Source organism: Allocoleopsis franciscana PCC 7113, assembly GCF_000317515.1.
GTDB classification, from domain to species: Bacteria; Cyanobacteriota; Cyanobacteriia; order Cyanobacteriales; family Coleofasciculaceae; genus Allocoleopsis; species Allocoleopsis franciscana.
The window spans coordinates 3,542,422-3,557,920 of the sequence record NC_019738.1; the positions used below are offsets into that span (position 1 = coordinate 3,542,422).

The following is a 15,499-nucleotide window of genomic DNA, read 5'->3' on the forward strand; positions in this document are numbered from 1 at the left end:
TTTGAAATCAGTAGTACTTTCCCCTTCACTTCCTAATTGCTATGCACGAAGTTGGCATCATGCAAAATACGCTAGATATTGCTCTGGAGTACGCGAACCGTCAGGGTGCAGCTCAAATTCACCGCATGACATTACGCATCGGTCAATTGTCGGGAGTGGAGCCAGAAGCGTTAGCGTTTGCGTTTGATGTTGTGACGCGGGGAACCATTGCCGAACGCGCCCAACTCAACATTGATTCCATTCCAGCCATTTGCTATTGCCCAAATTGCCAACGTGAATTTCAGCCTTCTGATTGGATTTACGAGTGTCCTGAGTGCCATGAATTCTGCACTGAAATCCGTCAGGGTAGGGAACTTGAACTTGCTTCACTGGAGGTTTCTTAGTATGTGTGAAGATTGTGGTTGCAGCCAGGTTGGAGCAGTAGCGATTGATGGGGTTACTCATCACGAACATTCCCATCTGCATGAACATTCTCATTCTCACGATCATCCAGATGAGCATCAACAAAGAAAGGCAGAGGGGAGAGGGCAGAGGGCAGAAGGAATTTATCCCGATGCTGTTAGCGATCTGCATGAGCGATCGCATGTTTCACAAACCCTTACCATTCATGAATCTCTACTGTCGAAAAATGATCGCTTAGCAGAGCGCAATCGGGGATATTTCCAGGCAAAAAGGGTGCTAGCACTCAACATTCTGTCCTCGCCGGGTTCGGGGAAAACAGCACTGATTGAGCGAATGGTGCAGGATTTGAACAGTCGCATACTGGCATCCCTGCAACACCCGTTACGGATTGGTGTCATTGTGGGTGATTTAGAAACAGATAATGATGCTCAGCGCTTACGCCGTGCTGGTGCGCCAGCCGTACAAATCACCACGGGGAATGCCTGTCATCTAGAAGCGGATATGGTGTCACGGGCAATGCAGAAGCTCGATCTGGATGCTCTGGAGGTGTTGATTATTGAAAATGTGGGTAACTTAGTCTGTCCGGCTAGCTATGACTTAGGCGAAGCGATGCGAGTTGTGTTGCTATCCGTGACGGAAGGAGAGGATAAACCTTTGAAGTATCCCACAATGTTCAAAACGGCAAATGTCGTTCTGATTAACAAAATCGACATTGCAGAAGCCGTGGGGTTCGACAGGGAACGGGCTATTGCTAACATTCAGCGCGTCGCACCCCAGGCAATTCTCTTTGAAGTTTCTGCTCGAACTGGACAGGGAATGGAAGCTTGGTATAGCTACCTGGGAACTGCCATTCAATAGCCTGTGCAAGTTATCAGGAGAAGGGGCTATGGTGACGACAGCATCAGGATTTATACAAAACTCAACCAAACGTCGGCTGTGCTTGGCTGTAGAAGGCATCGTGCAGGGAGTCGGCTTTCGCCCATTCGTTTACGGCTTGGCAAAAGACGTGGGGGTTGTGGGTTGGGTGAAAAATACCGATCGCGGAGTCTCGATCGATATTGAGGGGACTATCGAACAGCTTCAGGTTTTCCAGAAACGACTGGAGCAAGACAAACCGCCTCATGCATTTTTACAGCACATAGAAACTGAGTGGATGAGTCTTGCGGGATACACCGATTTTGACATTCGTCCATCAGATGCGGCTGATTCCTCAATCTCAACTCCTAAATCTGCACTGATTCTGCCCGATCTGGCAACCTGTCCAGCCTGTCTGCACGAAATTTACGATCCTGCCAACCGTCGCTATCGCTATCCTTTCACCAATTGTACGCACTGCGGCCCTCGCTTCAGCATCTTGCGATCGCTCCCTTACGATCGCCCCAACACCACGATGCAGCAATTTCAGATGTGTCCGGAGTGTCGTGCAGAGTACCAGAACCCGTTAGATCGACGCTTTCATGCTCAACCCAATGCTTGCCCAACTTGTGGCCCCCATTTAGAACTTTGGGATCGTCAAGGTAAGACATTAGCAAGCCATGATCAGGCATTACTGCAAACGGCCAATGCAATTCGTCAGGGTAAAATTCTGGCAATTAAGGGATTAGGCGGATTCCATCTGGTTGTGGATGCTGGCAATGAGACTGCCGTGAGAACGCTGCGCGATCGCAAACGGCGACCTGATAAGCCACTCGCGTTAATGTATCCTTCATTAGAGCTAATCCGCGAACACTGTCAGGTTTCGGAAGAGGAAGAAAAATTACTGTGTTCTTCAGAAGCACCGATTGTTCTTCTTCAATCTAAAATCCAAAATCTAAAATCCAAAATTGCTCCCTCTGTTGCTCCCGGCAATCCCGATTTAGGGGTGATGCTACCGTACACGCCGTTGCATCATCTCTTGCTGTCGGAACTCGGTTTTCCGATTGTCGCGACGAGTGGAAATCTTTCTAGCGAACCGATTTGTACGGATGAATTGGATGCACTGAACCGATTACAGAATATTGCCGATTTGTTCTTAGTTCACGATCGCCCGATTGCTCGTCCTGTTGATGATTCCATCGTGCGGGTGGTTGGCGAGCAACCCATTGTTCTGCATGAACACTTTAAACCCCACCCCAGCCCTCCCCTTACTAAGGGGAGGGAGCAAGAAGTTTCCCCCCTTACTAAGGGGGGATTAAGGGGGGTTAGCTCGATTCGCGCAGGAGGCTTAATCGTTCTGCGTCGTGCCAGAGGCTATGCTCCCTTTCCAATTACACCGCCATCGAAATTAACCTCTCATGATTCATCCATCATCCTCGCTGTTGGCGCTCATTTAAAAAATACCGTTGCCCTGTATCTCAATCATCAAATTTTGATGAGCCAGCATCTCGGCGATCTTGATAATTTATCAACAATCGATCGCTTTCAAGAAGCAATTCACCATCTACTTAATATCTATGAGGTTCAGCCCGTTGCGATCGCAACTGATGCTCATCCAGACTACTACTCGACTCAATTTGCCAATGCTTTGATTGAACTGAATGCACAGAGCAAGCAGGCAACTGAACAGAAACGCTTTCCTTCTGCCCTCTGCCCTCTGCCATCTGCCTTTCGTACTTCTACACCTGTAATTCCAGTGCAGCATCACTATGCTCATGTCCTTTCTTGCATGGTGGACAATCAACTGGAACCCCCCGTGTTGGGAATTGCTTGGGATGGAACGGGTTATGGCTTAGACGGCACGATTTGGGGAGGTGAGTTTCTCAACATTCCAGCTAACGGATTTGAACGAACGGCTCATCTGCGATCGTTCCCATTACCTGGAGGGGAACAGGCAGTCAAAGAACCTCGACGATGCGCTTTGGGATTGCTCTACGAATGCTTTGGAAATCGGGCGTTTGAAATGGTGGAGTTAGCCCCTCTCCAAGCCTTTTCGCCGCAAGAACTTAAAGTCTTGCAGACCATGTTACAACGAGGGCTGAATACTCCAAAAACATCCAGTGCCGGACGCTTGTTTGATGCGATCGCTGCCTTGTTGGGGCTATGTCAGCAAGCGAGTTTTGAAGGACAAGCCGCAATGCAACTGGAGTTTGCGCCTAATGGCTTCAAGACGAATGAAACCTATCCGTATGAGCTGCTGTGTCCTGTGGACTCTCCTATGATTCTCGATTATTCACCGATGCTCAATGCCATTCTCGATGACATTCACGAGCAGATTTCTCAAGAGATCGTGGCGGCCAAGTTTCACAATACTTTAATTGAGGGAATGGTGGCGATCGCTAAGCGAGTCGGTGTTGAACAAATTGTGTTAACGGGCGGTTGTTTTCAAAATTGTTATCTACTAGAATGTGCGATCGCTCGACTCAATAGAGAAGGTTTCTCAATTTATTGGCATCACCGAATTCCCACCAATGACGGAGGCATTGCGGCTGGACAAATTATGGCGGCGTTACGAGTATTGCAAAATCAATCATGAGGTGAATGAAAATGTGTCTTGCTGTACCCGGTAAAGTGATCGGTATTGAGGAAAATTCCGAGCGCAATGGAAACTCCTCGCTCTGGCGCACAGGTAAAGTTAGTTTTGGCGGCATTATCAAAGAAGTTAGCCTCGCCTATGTACCAGACGTAAAAATTGGGGATTACGTCATCGTGCATGTGGGTTTTGCGCTCAGTATTGTTGACCCCGAAGAAGCAGAAGAAACCTTAAATTATTTGGAGCAGCTTGAAGTTAAACCATCGCCAATTAATGCAGTACTTGGAGAAGTCTCCTCTAGTTGATTGACAAATTTATTGTAGGTTGGGTTGTAGCTTGCACGCCAAGTAGTGGTACGCAGTGAAACCTAACAGTAAATTGGATTTCGTTGGGTTTTGCGTTGCTCAACCCAACCTACGCAAAATCTAGGATTTTCTATTTCAATTTCAATCCATTCATCTTTGTGAATATTTATTTTAATCCTCACAATAGCCTCAATATTTATCTCTAGCATGGAGATGAAACGGGCTTGCCAAGCATGAACAAACTGAACTTTTGTAATCACGAAAAGAGGATGAGGCAATGCCATTAAAAAATTTTGCCACCATAGACGGTAACGAAGCTGTTGCTCGCGTTGCCTACCGACTCAGTGAAGTTATCGCGATTTATCCCATTACACCAGCTTCACCGATGGGTGAATGGGCCGATGCATGGGCATCTGCCGCACAGCCCAACCTGTGGGGAACTGTTCCCTCTGTTGTGGAAATGCAAAGTGAGGCAGGCGCAGCCGGAACGGTTCATGGAGCATTGCAGGCTGGAACGTTAACTACAACGTTTACGGCTTCCCAAGGCTTGCTATTAATGATTCCCAATTTATACAAGATTGCGGGTGAACTAACGCCTGCGGTAATTCACATTGCCGCGCGATCGCTAGCAGCACAGGGACTTTCAATTTTTGGCGATCACAGTGATGTAATGGCAGTCCGAGGAACGGGTTGCGGGTTGCTTTGTTCAGCCTCGGTGCAAGAGGCGCAAGATTTGGCAGCGATCGCCACTCGTGCCACACTGGAATCTCGCATTCCCTTCCTCCACTTCTTCGATGGTTTCCGCACGTCCCACGAAATTCAAAAAGTGGAACTGCTATCGGATGACGATTTACGCGCTTTCATTCCGAATGAACTGATTTTGGCGCATCGCGATCGCGCCTTGACACCCGATCGCCCAGTGATTCGCGGTACAGCTCAAAATCCGGATGTTTATTTCCAAGCGCGAGAAACGGTTAACCGATTCTATAACGCCTGTCCTGGTATCGTACAGCAGGCGATGGATGAATTCGCACAACTCACAGGACGACAGTATCAACTCTACGAATACCACGGCGATCCAGCAGCGGAACAAGTCATTATATTGATGGGTTCGGGTTGTGAAACCGTGCATGAAACGGTAGATTACCTGAATGCTCGCGGTGCAAAAGTAGGAGTACTGAAAGTTCGGTTATACAGACCATTTGATGGTACTCGATTGGTTGCTGCACTGCCTGAAAGTGTGAAAGCGATCGCTGTACTTGATCGCGCCAAAGAACCAGGCAGTACGGGTGAACCCTTGTATCTCGATGTCCTGAGTGCGCTAGTTGAAAGCAACCGTCAGACGATTCAGGTAGTTGGAGGTCGCTACGGTTTATCGTCTAAAGAATTTACCCCAGCAATGGTGAAGGCTGTCTTTGATAATTTGACAGTTGACCAGCCACTCAATCATTTCACGGTTGGCATTTACGACGATGTTACTCATACGTCATTAAACTACGATCCCAGCTTCTCCATTGAACCTGATAACGTAGTACGAGCCATTTTCTATGGTTTGGGTTCCGATGGGACAGTTGGTGCAAATAAGAACTCAATCAAAATCATTGGCGAAGAAACAGACAACTATGCTCAAGGTTACTTCGTCTATGATTCCAAGAAATCCGGTTCTGTTACAGTTTCCCATTTGCGTTTTGGTCCACAACTGATTCGTTCGATCTACCTAGTGGATAGTGCGAATTTTGTGGCTTGTCACCAATGGGAATTCGTCGAGAAATTCGATCTGCTGGGAACTGCAAAACCCGAAGCTGTCTTTTTGCTCAACAGTCCCTACAATTCAGAAGAAACCTGGAGGCGGTTACCAGAGCGTCTGAGGGCGCAAATTCTTGAGAAGCAGTTGAAATTCTACGTTATTAATGCGTCTCAGGTGGCACGCGAGGTAGGGATGGGCCGGCACATCAACACCGTGATGCAGGTGTGTTTCTTTGCCATTGCAGGCGTGTTGCCTCGTGAAGAAGCGATCGCACGTATCAAGCAATCCATCCGCAAGACTTACGGCAAGAAGGGTGAGACGATTGTGGAAATGAACTTGAAAGCGGTCGATCGCACCCTGGATAATCTATACGAAGTGGAGTATCAGAATTATCAACAAGCTGCCATTCCCAGTCAGGTAGGAGAAGCGCCCTCCCCCGTTCCCGATACGGCCCCAGCCTTTGTTCGAGACGTACTCGGCAAGATGATGGCACGGCAGGGAGATGATCTTCCCGTGAGTGCGTTGCCGATTGATGGCACTTATCCCAGTGGTACCTCGAAATGGGAGAAGCGCAACATTGCCCAGGAAATTCCAGTGTGGGATGCTGATGTGTGCGTGCAGTGCGGCAAATGCGTGATGATGTGTCCTCATGCCGTGATACGCTCCAAAGTGTATGAACCAGAAGCACTCGAAAATGCACCGGAAACGTTTAAGAGTGCCAATGCCAAAGACCATGACTGGACGAATCTGAAATTTACGATTCAAGTGGCGGCTGAAGACTGTACGGGTTGCGGGCTTTGTGTGGATATTTGTCCGGCAAAAAATAGAGCCGAACCCAGGAAGAAAGCGATTAACATGGCTCCCCAGTTACCCTTGCGAGAACAGGAACGGGAAAACTGGGACTTCTTCCTCAACTTACCGAATCCTGATCGCAGCAAACTGAAATTGCACAAGATTGCTCAGCAACAGATGCAGGAACCGTTGTTTGAGTTCTCCGGTGCCTGTGCGGGTTGTGGTGAAACGCCCTACGTCAAACTGGTATCGCAACTGTTTGGCGATCGTATGTTAGTGGCAAATGCGACCGGATGTTCATCTATCTATGGTGGTAACTTGCCGACAACGCCCTGGACGCACAATGCAGAAGGGCGCGGGCCGGCATGGTCAAACTCCCTATTTGAAGATAATGCCGAATTTGGCTTAGGCTTCCGGGTAGCGATCGACAAGCAAATGGAGTATGCCAGAGAACTCCTGCAAGAGCTATCAAGCAGTATGAATGGCAGTTCCCCAATTCCGGTTGACTTAGCATCGGCCATTCTCAATGCAGAACAAAAGGACGAAGCCGATATCGTCGAGCAACGCGAACGGGTAGCTATCCTCAAGCAACACCTAGAAGAGTGGTGCAATCAGTTAGAGGGAGACCAAAATCTAAAATCTAAAATCCAAACTCTAAAATCCCTCGCCGATTACCTAGTCAAGAAGAGCGTCTGGTTGATTGGTGGTGACGGTTGGGCTTATGACATCGGCTATGGTGGACTCGATCACGTCATTGCCAGTGGTCGCAATGTCAACATTCTGGTGCTGGATACAGAAGTGTATTCCAATACCGGTGGGCAGATGTCCAAAGCCACACCCAGAGGTGCGGTTGCGAAGTTCGCCGCCGGAGGTAAGCCTGCACCCAAGAAAGATTTGGGACTCATGGCAATGACGTATGGCAATGTCTATGTTGCCAGTGTCGCAATGGGAGCGCGGGATGAACACACGCTCAAAGCATTCCTGGAAGCGGAATCTTACAATGGCCCTTCGTTAATCATTGCCTACTCGCACTGTGTAGCTCACGGCATTGATATGACAACGGGAATGCAGCAGCAGAAGGCGGTAGTTGAATCGGGGCGGTGGTTGCTCTACCGTTACGATCCGCGTCGGACTGAACGGGGTGAAAATCCACTGATTTTGGATTCGCGATCGCCCAAGATATCGGTTGAGCAGGCGATGTACAGCGAAAACCGCTTCAAGATGCTAACCCGCACTAAACCAGAAGATGCGAAGCGATTAGTAGAACTCGCCCAAGCTGATGTCAATACTCGTTGGCAAATGTATCAGTACTTGGCTGCACAGCACCTGGGCAAACCCAACGGGCATCATGACGGGCACACCGATGCTGGTGCCACTTCGAGCAAGCAATCCGAACCTTCCACTGCACAATAGATACTTTTCTTGCTCGGGCTACTGTGTACACACATCTCTACACAGGATGCGAAAGGCTGTTCGATCCCCCTAAATCCCCCTTAAAAAGGGGGACTTTAACTCCGGTTCCCCTCGTGATGTTAACAGCGCAGTTTCCTGTAGTTCTCCCCCCTTTTTAAGGGGGGCTGGGGGGGATCTAAGGGATTGAAAACACACCCTAGTTCACAACTCTATCTGAAGGAGACAATGGGCATGAATTTAACCACAACTTATATGGGATTGGAATTGCGATCGCCCCTCGTGGTTGGTGCAGCCGCTCCTCTCACCGAAGATATCGATAATATCAAGCGAATGGAAGATGCTGGAGCTGCTGCCGTCGTCCTGCACTCACTCTTCGAGGAGCAAATTGAGCAGGAAATGTTGACAATCCACCACCATCTAGAACAGGGTACCGAAAGCTATGCTGAATCACTGACCTTCTTTCCTGAACCCGAAATTTTTCATGTAGGGCCTTCGCTTTATCTAGAGCATATTCGCAAAGCCAAAGAGAGAGTGAATATTCCTATTATTGCCAGTCTCAACGGCTCGACTTTAGGAGGTTGGACAAACTACGCCCGTCAAATTGAGCAAGCTGGAGCGGATGCACTGGAAATCAACATCTACTATATTCCTACCGAAATTCATCTAACCGGTGCAGCGATCGAGCAGCAATATTTGGATATTCTCAAGGCAGTGAAAGCAAGTGTGACAATTCCGGTTGCTGTGAAACTCAGCCCTTATTTCACCAATTTAGCGAATATGGCGCATCAGTTGACGAGGGAAGGAGCAGATGCGCTGGTGTTATTTAATCGCTTCTACCAGCCGGACATTGATGTGGAAGAATTGGAAGTGCGACCCAACGTTCTTCTGAGTACCCCTCAAGCGATGCGTTTGCCGATGCGGTGGATTGCCATCCTGTATAGGCGCATTGGTGCTGATTTAGCGGCAACTGGCGGCATTCAGAAAGGGGTTGATGTGGTGCGAATGCTCATGGCAGGAGCAAAAGTAACAATGATTGTGAGTTCTCTGCTGCGGCATGGAATTAACCATCTCCAGGAGATTGAACAGGAACTACGGCACTGGATGCAAGAACACGATTACAGCTGTGTCAGTGAACTACAAGGCATCATGAGCCAGCGTTCCTGCCCGAATCCTAGTGAGTTTGAACGGGTGCAATACATGAAAGCGATTCAAACCTACACACCTAAACCTCCTGTACTGGCTGAGACGGCTTATGTTGTTTATCAGCAGGAGGATTAGAACGGATGAAATTTGTTGACGAATATCGGGACGCCCAACTAGCTCAGCAGTATGCTGAAGCGATCGCCTCCATCGCCACCCGTCCCTGGAGCATCATGGAAATCTGTGGGGGACAAACTCACTCAATTGTTAAATTTGGCATTGATACTCTTTTACCCAAAACAATTACCTTAATTCATGGGCCGGGGTGTCCCGTATGCGTCACATCGGCTGAGATTATTGATGAAGCGATCGCACTAGCTGCCCTACCGAACGTTATCTTCTGCTCGTTTGGGGACATGCTGCGCGTACCTGGCTCGGCGATTAGTGATGCCGCCTCTACTCCCTCCGATTTACTCACCGTTAAAGCATCGGGTGGGGATGTCCGCATGGTTTATTCTCCATTGGATGCGCTGAAAATCGCCCAAAACAATCCTGACAAGCAAGTTGTGTTTTTTGCAGTTGGGTTTGAAACAACTGCCCCAGCAACCGCAATGGCAGTCTATCAGGCGTACCAACAGGGTGTAACCAACTTTTCACTGCTGGTGTCTCATGTGCTGGTTCCTCCAGCAATGGAAGCGATTTTATCCTCTCCAACGTGCCAGGTACAGGGCTTTCTGGCGGCAGGACACGTCTGCACGGTAATGGGGTATCGAGAGTATGAAGCGATCGCGCCCAAGTATCGGGTTCCAATTGTAGTCACAGGATTTGAACCTATTGACATTTTGCAAGGAATATACTTTTGTCTTAAACAACTGGAAGAGGGCAGAGCAGAAGTCGAAAATCAGTATGCGCGATCGGTTCGCAGACAGGGCAATGAAGCAGCACAGCATCTCATCCAGGACGTGTTTGAAGTAGTCCCCCGCTGCTGGCGCGGCTTGGGTGAGATTTCTCAAAGCGGGTTAGGACTGCGCGAACAGTATGCCCCCTTCGATGTTCACAACAAAGGACTCCTCCCCATCTCGCCATCTCCCCATCCCCCCATGTCCTCGGAATGCATCAGCGGACTCATCCTGCAAGGCATCCGCAAACCGCATGATTGTCCAGCATTTGGCAGTCGCTGTACTCCAGAACATCCCTTAGGGGCACCGATGGTTTCTTCAGAAGGAGCCTGCGCTGCCTACTACCGCTACCGACAGCGATCGCCAATAACCGTTAGCTAGCTTCGGCATACGTTCACCATGACTGGTCTTAAAAACTTTACCCTATCCTGTCCGATTCCTATTCAGCAGTACCCAACCGTACTCCTCGCTCACGGGGGCGGTGGACGATTGATGCATCAGTTAATTGAGCAGATGTTTCTGCCGATTTTCGGCTCACCGAATGATGTTCAACATGATGCGGCTGTTTTGTCAATCTCTAGTCATCGAATCGCCTTCACCACTGATTCCTATGTGGTGCGTCCTCTATTCTTTCCTGGTGGTGATATTGGTTCGCTAGCCGTTCATGGCACAGTCAACGATCTGGCAATGGCAGGCGCACGCCCACTCTATCTCAGCGTGGGTTTCATTCTAGAAGAAGGACTGCCAATGGAAACGCTATGGCGCGTTGTCCAATCCATCAAACAAGCTGCCGATCGCGCCAACGTCAAGATTGTGACAGGTGACACTAAAGTGGTCGATCGCGGAAAAGGAGACGGTATTTTTATCAACACCGCAGGTGTTGGCATTCTTGAACACAACCAGAGAATTAATCCCACCTCAGTTCAACCTGGGGATATCATTCTCTTGAGTGGAGATATTGGCAGACATGGAATTGCCATTATGGCAGTGCGTGAAGGATTGGAGTTTGAAACAACTATTGAAAGTGATTCAGCTCCTCTAGCTGATTTGGTAGGTGAACTTCTAAGTGCGAACATCGAAGTTCACTGCTTGCGGGATTTAACACGAGGTGGGCTAGCCAGCGCGCTGAATGAAATTGCCTCAGCCGCGAATGTAGCAATTAACATTGACGAACAAAAAATTCCCGTGCGTGAGGATGTTCGGGGAGCCTGTGAACTCTTGGGACTCGACCCGCTATATATTGCAAATGAAGGACGATTCATCGCATTTGTCCCATCTTCCGATGCAGAACGGGCATTGGGAGTTATAAAAGCTTATCAGGAAAAGATGGGAGACGTAAAAACGGCTTGTGCGATCGGTCAGGTAAGAGAGCAACCTGCTAAATCTGTCATTGTGAACAGCAAAATTGGAGTCGATCACCTCCTGGAAATGTTGAGCGGTGAACAGCTTCCTAGAATTTGCTGATTCCAGTGAAGTTGAGAGGGGACGTTCACTGGTATTAGTACCAAAAATGTGAGCAATCTAACGCTCTTCTGTCACTCTAGGCAGCAGAAAACAGAAAGTCCTCAAATGATTATCATTATCGAGAAGTGGGTAGCTCAAAAGTTCATTCTCAATAAACCTGTCAATAAGCTGTTATTTTTTGAAGACCCAACTGGATGAAAAGCAATCTCTGCCAATCTTTTGAGCCGATTGTCGCCCCATGAAGATTGTGACTCACAAGGCATGCCTGTCAACCTACCACCTAACACCTAAAACCTGCCACCTGAACAGGGATACTGCTAAGTACTAGAACAATCTGCCATCTTCAATCCTCAATCCTTATTTCTTCAGTTCTCAACTCCTAATTCCCAACCTCCAGCTTATGAAAACGCAAAAACGGATTGGTATTCTCACCAGTGGTGGAGACTGTCCGGGACTCAATGCCGTGATTCGGGCAGTCGTCAGCCATGCAACTCTCACCTATGATTGGGAAGTGATTGGTATTCCTTATGCTACGCAGGGTCTGCTGGAACAAAAAGCGATCGCTCTTAGTCGGCACGGTCTAGATCTGCGTGGCATCGATCCCTTACTTAGCATGGGTGGAACGATCTTAGGCAGCATCAACAAAGGAAACACGCTAGAGCATGCCGATGAAATTATTGCCAGTTATCAGGCATTAGCACTCGATGCCCTAATCGCCGTTGGTGGAGATGGTAGCTTATCCATTCTCAATGACCTTGCTTGTCGGGGAAATTGGCAACTCGTCGCTGTCCCGAAGACGATTGATAATGATGTGGCACTAACGGAACGCTCCATTGGCTTCGATACGGCGGTCAATACCATCACCGATGCCCTCAATCGTTTGACCTTTACGGCTGCCAGTCACGACCGGGTAATGATTGTAGAAGTTATGGGTCGCTCAACAGGACACTTAGCACTACATGCAGGCATTGCAGGTGGAGCGGATGTGATTTTGCTTCCCGAAATTCCCTATTCAATTCAGGGGGTTTGCCGGACTCTTGCCGAACTGCGCGATCGCTGGGCGCATAAGTTTGCCATTGTTGTAGTAGCAGAAGGCGCTAAAACAACGAACGAAGTATTGAGTTGTGACCCAGCTCTACCCAGTCTTACCCCTCAGTGCGGCATCGGTCAATACATAGCGGAGCAAATTTCTCGCTACAGTACGATGCCAATTGATACGCGGGTTTCTGTTCTGGGGCACATCCAGCGAGGCGGCATTCCTTCAGCACTAGACCGTCTGGTGGCGACAACTTTTGGCAAGGCAGCCGTAGATTTAGTTGCTCAAGGACAACTCAGACAAATGGTAGCTTGGCAAAACGGACGAGTTGTAGCTGTTCCTCTGGCGGAGGTTCTTGCTCATAGTCCCTTACCTGTAGATCCTAATGGTTATTTAGTCAAAACTGCACAAGCCTTGGGTATTTATGTTGGGGATGTTTTAGCTTGATTCAGAACTTGCAAGCTGAAAAAAAGGTTCATCTGCTGTGAAATGCGATCGCCCAAATTACTTGTAATAGAGCTTTAAAGGCTTTGATTCAGAAAAAATAATCTAGAGCAACTCATCAAAGACTGCTCCTTGCTGCTTTAGAACTCGCTTCGTCTCCTCGGAGAGTCCTGAATTTTTACCAAACAGAGCCTCTCCCTGTAGTATAGTACAAATGTTCTGTTTGGCAGTGGCATTTTCTGTAGCTATGTGCCAGTTGCGTAAGTCCTGGCAGATTTAACCGCTTCAATTCAATCCACTGCTGCTCGTAATGTGCCGCCAAATAGTGTTTTGCTGGCAGCTACATCAGTAACCCGAAGATGAACATGGTCAATCGAGTGACCCCGTTGAAATTCCATAGCGTTATCCTGCATCTAAAAATGACTCATTTTTTGGTCAATCATTGTTCTGGTTGAGTTCTTGCTCAAGCTGCTCATCCCAGAAGGCAGCTTCTATTTTGTGTCCATCCAGATCGCGTACAAAGCAGCCGTAGTATGGCTCACTATAGTCGGGTCTGCCACCGGGAGCACCTTCGTCTTTGCCTCCTGCCGCTAATGCTGCCTCATAGAAGGCGTGGACAGCTTCTTTGGTAAGAGCAATAAAACCAATGTGAGTACCATTACCAACTGTTGCAGGTTGCCCGTCGAATGGAGTTCCCACCCAAAATTCGGGATACTGTTTGCCGTAGGCGATTGCTCCCGGATGCTCCATCAGTCGCTTACAGCCCAACGTTGGCAACACAGCATCATAGAAGGCGATCGCTCGTTCAAAATCATTGGTGCCAATCGAAACGTGCGAGAGAATGCTGGGATTGTTATCCATGTCTGAATTCTCCATGAGTTAAGTTGAACGTGAAGATGTTAGGGCTGAACTTCGCGCAATCGGCGCTCCAGGAAACGGCGCTCACTGTCATTTGTCACCAATTCTAGTGCTCGCCTGTAGCTCTGAGTTGCCTCCTCTAATACTCCAACACGCCGTAATAAATCCGCACGGATGGCGTGAAATAGATGATAGCTGTCCAGTTCTGGGGCAAGTTGATCAATCAGTCTAAATGCGGCTTGAGGACCTTCTGCCATTGCGGTCGCTACTGCTCGATTCAAGGTCACAACGGGCGAGGGCTGTAAGCGTTCCAACACCTTATAGAGCCGCACAATTTGTGCCCAGTCTGTTTCTTCGGCGCGGGCTGCCTGACAATGGAGGGCGGCGATTGCTGCTTGCAGAGCATAAACCCCTGTTCCACTCCGCAACGCCTCTTCCACCAGAGGCAACGCTTCAGCAATTTGTGGATGATTCCAACGGCTCCGATCCTGGTCTTCTAGCAAAATCAGATCGCCTGCTTCATCTAAACGAGCATCTCGCCTCGAATCATGAAGTAACATCAATGCCACCAGTGCAGTAACTTCAGAGGGGGGTTGGGGTGCCAGCAATTGCCGCACCAGTTGCCCCAGTCGAATCGCTTCAGTGCAGAGGTCTGCCCGCACAATCGAATCTCCTTTCGTTGCGGCATAGCCTTCATTGAAGATGAGATAGATTACTGTCAGCACTGCCTCTATTCTTGAAGGCAAATCACCTAGGTCTGGCACCTTGTAAGGAATGCCTGCATCGCGAATCTTGCGCTTGGCACGTACCAGCCGTTGTGCCATCGTTGCGGTTGGGACGAGAAAGGCGCGGGCAATTTCGTCGGTTTCCAGTCCACCTAACATTCGCAGCGTCAATGCCACCTGAGTCTCGATCGCCAGTGCTGGATGACAACAAGTAAAGATTAATCGCAGGTGATCGTCTCCAATTTCATCACTGTCGTAGGTTGGTTCTTCGGTGGATGGAATTAACCCCGATGCGGCGTACCATTCCAGCTTTTCGGTTAGTCGTGTCCGTCGTCGCAGGCGATCGATCGCTTTGTATCGGGCAGTTCGGATGATCCAGGCACGGGGAAGATCGGGAATACCGCTGCTTTCCCACTGATTGACTGCCGCTGCAAACGCCTCCTGTGCTGCTTCTTCAGCCAGATCAAAATCTCTTACCAGGCGAATCAGGATGGCGACGATGCGCCCCCATTCGGTTCGATAGACAGCGGCGATCGTCTGTGCAACATCTGATTTTGCGGTTGAAGCCATACCTGTCATAAAAAGACACAAAGAATTTTGGGTAAAGTGTCGATTTGGGCAGTTGCCGTTCGACTCACTTGCAAAAGAAATACAACGACAATTTAGAACAATTGTACTATAAGCTGAATTTTGGAGAGGTGTCGATTTGGACAGTTGCCGTTCGACTCACTTGCAAAGAAGGCAAAGCTCGCTCATACTCAACAAAAATTTTTCAACGAGATGTCGATTTGAGCAATTTCCATTCGACTCAATCACAAAGGAGGTA

12 protein-coding genes are annotated in these 15,499 nt (G+C 48.8%); 9 read left to right on the forward strand and 3 right to left on the reverse strand.

Annotated features, from left to right (window positions below; all coding sequences use genetic code 11):
• Positions 1 to 41: 41 nt before the first annotated feature.
• The 4 genes from hypA to MIC7113_RS14820 are packed head-to-tail and all read left to right on the forward strand — an operon-like array spanning position 42 to position 4,155.
• Complete coding sequence (hypA, locus tag MIC7113_RS14805; RefSeq protein WP_015182975.1) at positions 42 to 383, forward strand: hydrogenase maturation nickel metallochaperone HypA; 342 nt, start codon at positions 42 to 44, stop codon at positions 381 to 383.
• A gap of 1 nt (position 384) precedes the next feature.
• Complete coding sequence (hypB, locus tag MIC7113_RS14810) at positions 385 to 1,260, forward strand: hydrogenase nickel incorporation protein HypB (RefSeq protein ID WP_015182976.1); 876 nt, start codon at positions 385 to 387, stop codon at positions 1,258 to 1,260.
• A 28-nt stretch (positions 1,261 to 1,288) separates the two neighbouring features.
• Positions 1,289 to 3,853 carry a carbamoyltransferase HypF gene (gene hypF, locus MIC7113_RS14815; RefSeq protein ID WP_015182977.1) on the forward strand — a complete coding sequence of 855 codons (2,565 nt, stop codon included), beginning with the start codon at positions 1,289 to 1,291 and terminating at the stop codon, positions 3,851 to 3,853.
• Between the two features lie 11 nt (positions 3,854 to 3,864).
• Positions 3,865 to 4,155, forward strand: a complete 291-nt coding sequence (locus MIC7113_RS14820; RefSeq protein WP_015182978.1) for a HypC/HybG/HupF family hydrogenase formation chaperone — start codon at positions 3,865 to 3,867, stop codon at positions 4,153 to 4,155.
• A 62-nt stretch (positions 4,156 to 4,217) separates the two neighbouring features.
• On the opposite strand, the gene MIC7113_RS14825 is transcribed toward MIC7113_RS14820, so the two are convergent.
• Positions 4,218 to 4,439, reverse strand: a complete 222-nt coding sequence (locus MIC7113_RS14825; RefSeq protein WP_041780069.1) for a hypothetical protein — start codon at positions 4,437 to 4,439, stop codon at positions 4,218 to 4,220.
• Here MIC7113_RS14825 and nifJ point away from each other — a divergent pair.
• The 5 genes from nifJ (at position 4,433) to MIC7113_RS14850 (ending at position 13,093) form a co-directional block, all read left to right on the forward strand.
• Positions 4,433 to 8,107 carry a pyruvate:ferredoxin (flavodoxin) oxidoreductase gene (gene nifJ / locus MIC7113_RS14830; protein ID WP_015182979.1) on the forward strand — a complete coding sequence of 1,225 codons (3,675 nt, stop codon included), beginning with the start codon at positions 4,433 to 4,435 and terminating at the stop codon, positions 8,105 to 8,107. The two genes, MIC7113_RS14825 and nifJ, sit on opposite strands and share 7 nt — an antisense overlap.
• Positions 8,108 to 8,338: 231 nt before the next feature.
• On the forward strand, positions 8,339 to 9,385 hold the full coding sequence (locus tag MIC7113_RS14835; protein WP_015182980.1) for a dihydroorotate dehydrogenase-like protein: 1,047 nt from the start codon (positions 8,339 to 8,341) through the stop codon (positions 9,383 to 9,385).
• 5 nt (positions 9,386 to 9,390) lie between these two features.
• On the forward strand, positions 9,391 to 10,527 hold the full coding sequence (gene hypD / locus MIC7113_RS14840) for a hydrogenase formation protein HypD (protein ID WP_015182981.1): 1,137 nt from the start codon (positions 9,391 to 9,393) through the stop codon (positions 10,525 to 10,527).
• An 18-nt stretch (positions 10,528 to 10,545) separates the two neighbouring features.
• Positions 10,546 to 11,610 carry a hydrogenase expression/formation protein HypE gene (gene hypE, locus MIC7113_RS14845; protein WP_015182982.1) on the forward strand — a complete coding sequence of 355 codons (1,065 nt, stop codon included), beginning with the start codon at positions 10,546 to 10,548 and terminating at the stop codon, positions 11,608 to 11,610.
• Between the two features lie 400 nt (positions 11,611 to 12,010).
• On the forward strand, positions 12,011 to 13,093 hold the full coding sequence (locus MIC7113_RS14850; RefSeq protein WP_015182983.1) for an ATP-dependent 6-phosphofructokinase: 1,083 nt from the start codon (positions 12,011 to 12,013) through the stop codon (positions 13,091 to 13,093).
• Positions 13,094 to 13,525: 432 nt separating this feature from the next.
• Here the strand turns inward: MIC7113_RS14850 and MIC7113_RS14855 are convergent, their stop codons facing one another.
• Entirely contained in the window at positions 13,526 to 13,951 is a 426-nt protein-coding gene (locus MIC7113_RS14855; RefSeq protein WP_015182984.1) for a VOC family protein, read from the reverse strand.
• Positions 13,952 to 13,989: 38 nt separating this feature from the next.
• The gene (locus tag MIC7113_RS14860) at positions 13,990 to 15,252 is read right to left on the reverse strand and encodes an RNA polymerase sigma factor (RefSeq protein ID WP_015182985.1); all 1,263 of its coding nucleotides are present in this window, start codon (positions 15,250 to 15,252) and stop codon (positions 13,990 to 13,992) included.
• Between the last annotated feature and the right edge of the window lie 247 nt (positions 15,253 to 15,499).

Coding starts and splice junctions, on each gene's coding strand:
- hypD (WP_015182981.1), top strand. CDS start 9,391: ATGAAATTTGTTGACGAATATCGGGACGCCCAACTAGCTCAGCAGTAT.
- hypF (WP_015182977.1), top strand. CDS start 1,289: ATGGTGACGACAGCATCAGGATTTATACAAAACTCAACCAAACGTCGG.
- nifJ (WP_015182979.1), top strand. CDS start 4,433: ATGCCATTAAAAAATTTTGCCACCATAGACGGTAACGAAGCTGTTGCT.
- MIC7113_RS14860 (WP_015182985.1), bottom strand. CDS start 15,252: ATGACAGGTATGGCTTCAACCGCAAAATCAGATGTTGCACAGACGATC.
- MIC7113_RS14855 (WP_015182984.1), bottom strand. CDS start 13,951: ATGGATAACAATCCCAGCATTCTCTCGCACGTTTCGATTGGCACCAAT.
- MIC7113_RS14820 (WP_015182978.1), top strand. CDS start 3,865: ATGTGTCTTGCTGTACCCGGTAAAGTGATCGGTATTGAGGAAAATTCC.
- MIC7113_RS14850 (WP_015182983.1), top strand. CDS start 12,011: ATGAAAACGCAAAAACGGATTGGTATTCTCACCAGTGGTGGAGACTGT.
- hypA (WP_015182975.1), top strand. CDS start 42: ATGCACGAAGTTGGCATCATGCAAAATACGCTAGATATTGCTCTGGAG.
- hypB (WP_015182976.1), top strand. CDS start 385: ATGTGTGAAGATTGTGGTTGCAGCCAGGTTGGAGCAGTAGCGATTGAT.
- MIC7113_RS14825 (WP_041780069.1), bottom strand. CDS start 4,439: ATGGCATTGCCTCATCCTCTTTTCGTGATTACAAAAGTTCAGTTTGTT.
- hypE (WP_015182982.1), top strand. CDS start 10,546: ATGACTGGTCTTAAAAACTTTACCCTATCCTGTCCGATTCCTATTCAG.
- MIC7113_RS14835 (WP_015182980.1), top strand. CDS start 8,339: ATGAATTTAACCACAACTTATATGGGATTGGAATTGCGATCGCCCCTC.